The organism is Halobacillus sp. (assembly GCF_049282395.1).
Classification (GTDB): domain Bacteria; phylum Bacillota; class Bacilli; order Bacillales; family Halobacillaceae; genus Halobacillus.
The window spans coordinates 1-2,434 of sequence record NZ_JBAPTY010000086.1; the positions used below are offsets into that span (position 1 = coordinate 1).

The window sequence follows — 2,434 nt, forward strand, 5'->3', positions numbered from 1 at the left end:
GGATGAACCTATGCAAACTTTTACCCAGAATGTCCTGAAGATTATTAAGCTGATACCTGAAGGAAAGGTGATGACCTACGGGCAGATAGCGCGGCTAGCCGGGAACCCTCGCGCAGCAAGGCAAGTATCCAGGCTCCTTCACTCCATGAGCCAAAAACACAAACTGCCGTGGCACAGGGTAATTAATGCCCAGGGTAAAATTGCCATTCAAAATGAGGAAGGTGCAGAGAATCAGCGAATGGCACTCGAAGATGAAGGTATTCCTGTTATTAAATGGAGAATCAACTTGCAGGAATTCCAAGCAAGTGACTCCGAACTCCCTATTGATTCTAATATTCTGGAAGATCAATTATAATAAATGGTACATATGCAGTTGGAGGTTTTCTATGTTTGAAATCAAGCCCTACCCCGAATTGTCCTGGTCCCTTTCGCGTCACAAGACGATGCTGACGTGTGTTCGTAAATATGCTTATGATTACTATTTTTCACATAATGGCTGGCTGAAAGATGCTGACTCTCTTGCACGACAAACCTATCGTTTGAAGAAGATTACAAACCTGGAGATGCATTTTGGGAGTGTGGTTCACGATCTAATCTACCAGACCATTCAGCAAGTTCTTAAAAATCAGCACATTCCAGATGAACAAGCCCTCACCGAGGAAATAAGGAGGCATTTAAATCGCGGTTTTATCGAATCCACCCGGAAAGAGCATTTATGGATGAATCGACCCAAACACTACACTATGCTTCACGAGATTTATTATAGCCAATCCAATAAGCTTCCTGAGGCTAAAGTTAAGAAGATAACGAACCGTCTTCAGGCTACGGTTAAAAATTTTTACTCCAGCCGTTCTTTTCAAGACGTTTTAAATAAAAAGCACATGCGTTTTATCGAGTCAGAGGATTTCCGTTTTATGAAAGCCAATGGAGTTAAGATATTTATTGTGATGGATCTTGTCTATAAAGACTTACAAAAAGATCAATGGGTCATTGTGGACTGGAAAACCGGTAAAGCTTCCGATGAAGATCGAAACCAGCTCGCTCTTTACGCCTTGTATCTCAAAGAGAAATATGACATCCCGTCCATTGAAGATATTGTTATCCGTAATGAATACTTACTGGAAGGGACCCATATTGAATACCAACTAAAAGAACAGGATTTAATCAATGTCCAGCATTTATATCAAATCAGTATGGAGCAAATGAAAGCTTATCTGGAAGATTCCTCTAAAAACAAGCCTCTTCCGATCGAGAATTTCCCCATGCAGGAGGACCCTCGGGTCTGCGCTCGTTGTAACTATCAAGAGCTATGCTTTCCATAATTCACCCTCCCTTTAACCTGTTCCTATGTTTTAAGCACTGAAAAAAAGGCTAAATAAGGAGTGGACAACATATCTATCGGAAGGAGTCGTTTTAGCATGCAAGTACTAGTAGCAGGAGCAAACGGACATACAGGCCGTTTACTTATTCAATATTTAAAAGAAGATGGTCATGAGCCATTTGGTTTGGTACGTAAGGAAGAACAGAAGGCAAAGATTGAAGAACTTGGAGGAACTCCAGTATTAGCTGATCTAACTAAGGATGTGGGTCACGCTATTAAAGGTAAAGATGCTGTTATCTTCGCAGCAGGTTCCGGAGCAAGTACAGGAGCCGATCAAACTGAAGCGGTTGACCGCGACGGTGCTATTAACTTGATCAAACACACAGAGAACCTAGGCATTAAGAAATTCATTATGCTAAGCTCCATGGCTGCCGGAGATCCTGAGCGCGGCCCGGAAGAATTGAAGCATTATTTACAAATGAAGGGTGAAGCGGACGATTACTTGAAGTCCACAGAGCTTGACTTTACAATTGTTCGTCCAGGCGGACTAACGCATGAAGAAGGCACCAGCAAAATTAAAGTAGGCGAGACGGTCGAACAAGGTTCCATTCCTCGCGCAGATGTTGCCAAAACAATGATTGCGGCTCTTCAGGAGCAAAGCGTCTTCCATAAAACGTTTGAAATGGTCTCAGGCGATACTCAAATTGAAGAAGCTTTACGCTCTCTATAATTAAACTGTACAAAGCCATCTCCACCTGGGGATGGCTTTTTTAATTTCTTTTGTTTTGGAAAAGAATAGAGAAAAAAATAGAGAAAAACGCGGAGAAGCGGCATGTTTTGATATAATGTACATACTTATGCGCTTTAAAGGAGTTGTGCACAGTGAAAGGTTCATTAATTAAACAACATCGTAAGTTCAATAATATGACCTTGGAAGATCTGGCGACCGGGATATGTTCGGTCTCTTACCTGAGTAAAATTGAACATAATACTATAAATGCCAGTGAAGAAATATACAGACTCCTTGGAGAACGTTTAAATATAAAGCTGAACGATATTAATCAGGATTTTGATGAAAAGATTTATCAGGATCTTCTGGAGTGGCATGAAGCC

The 2,434-nt window shown here is 41.3% G+C and carries 4 protein-coding genes; all 4 read left to right on the forward strand.

Going from position 1 to position 2,434, the window contains the following annotated elements:
• The first annotated feature begins 10 nt into the window (after window positions 1-10).
• Window positions 11-355 (forward strand): MGMT family protein, encoded by a 345-nt coding sequence (locus tag WAM07_RS04320; protein WP_422165078.1) that lies wholly within the window; start codon window positions 11-13, stop codon window positions 353-355.
• A 31-nt stretch (window positions 356-386) separates the two neighbouring features.
• Window positions 387-1,322 carry a PD-(D/E)XK nuclease family protein gene (locus WAM07_RS04325; RefSeq protein WP_422165072.1) on the forward strand — a complete coding sequence of 312 codons (936 nt, stop codon included), beginning with the start codon at window positions 387-389 and terminating at the stop codon, window positions 1,320-1,322.
• A 96-nt stretch (window positions 1,323-1,418) separates the two neighbouring features.
• Window positions 1,419-2,051 (forward strand): SDR family oxidoreductase, encoded by a 633-nt coding sequence (locus tag WAM07_RS04330; protein WP_422165074.1) that lies wholly within the window; start codon window positions 1,419-1,421, stop codon window positions 2,049-2,051.
• Window positions 2,052-2,203: 152 nt separating this feature from the next.
• A partial coding sequence (locus WAM07_RS04335; RefSeq protein WP_422165076.1) for a helix-turn-helix domain-containing protein occupies window positions 2,204-2,434 on the forward strand: 231 nt, incomplete at its 3' end.

What these genes read in the sequence shown, in the direction of transcription:
- WAM07_RS04325 (WP_422165072.1), top strand. Translation starts at nt 387, where the DNA reads ATGTTTGAAATCAAGCCCTACCCCGAATTGTCCTGGTCCCTTTCGCGT.
- WAM07_RS04320 (WP_422165078.1), top strand. Translation starts at nt 11, where the DNA reads ATGCAAACTTTTACCCAGAATGTCCTGAAGATTATTAAGCTGATACCT.
- WAM07_RS04330 (WP_422165074.1), top strand. Translation starts at nt 1,419, where the DNA reads ATGCAAGTACTAGTAGCAGGAGCAAACGGACATACAGGCCGTTTACTT.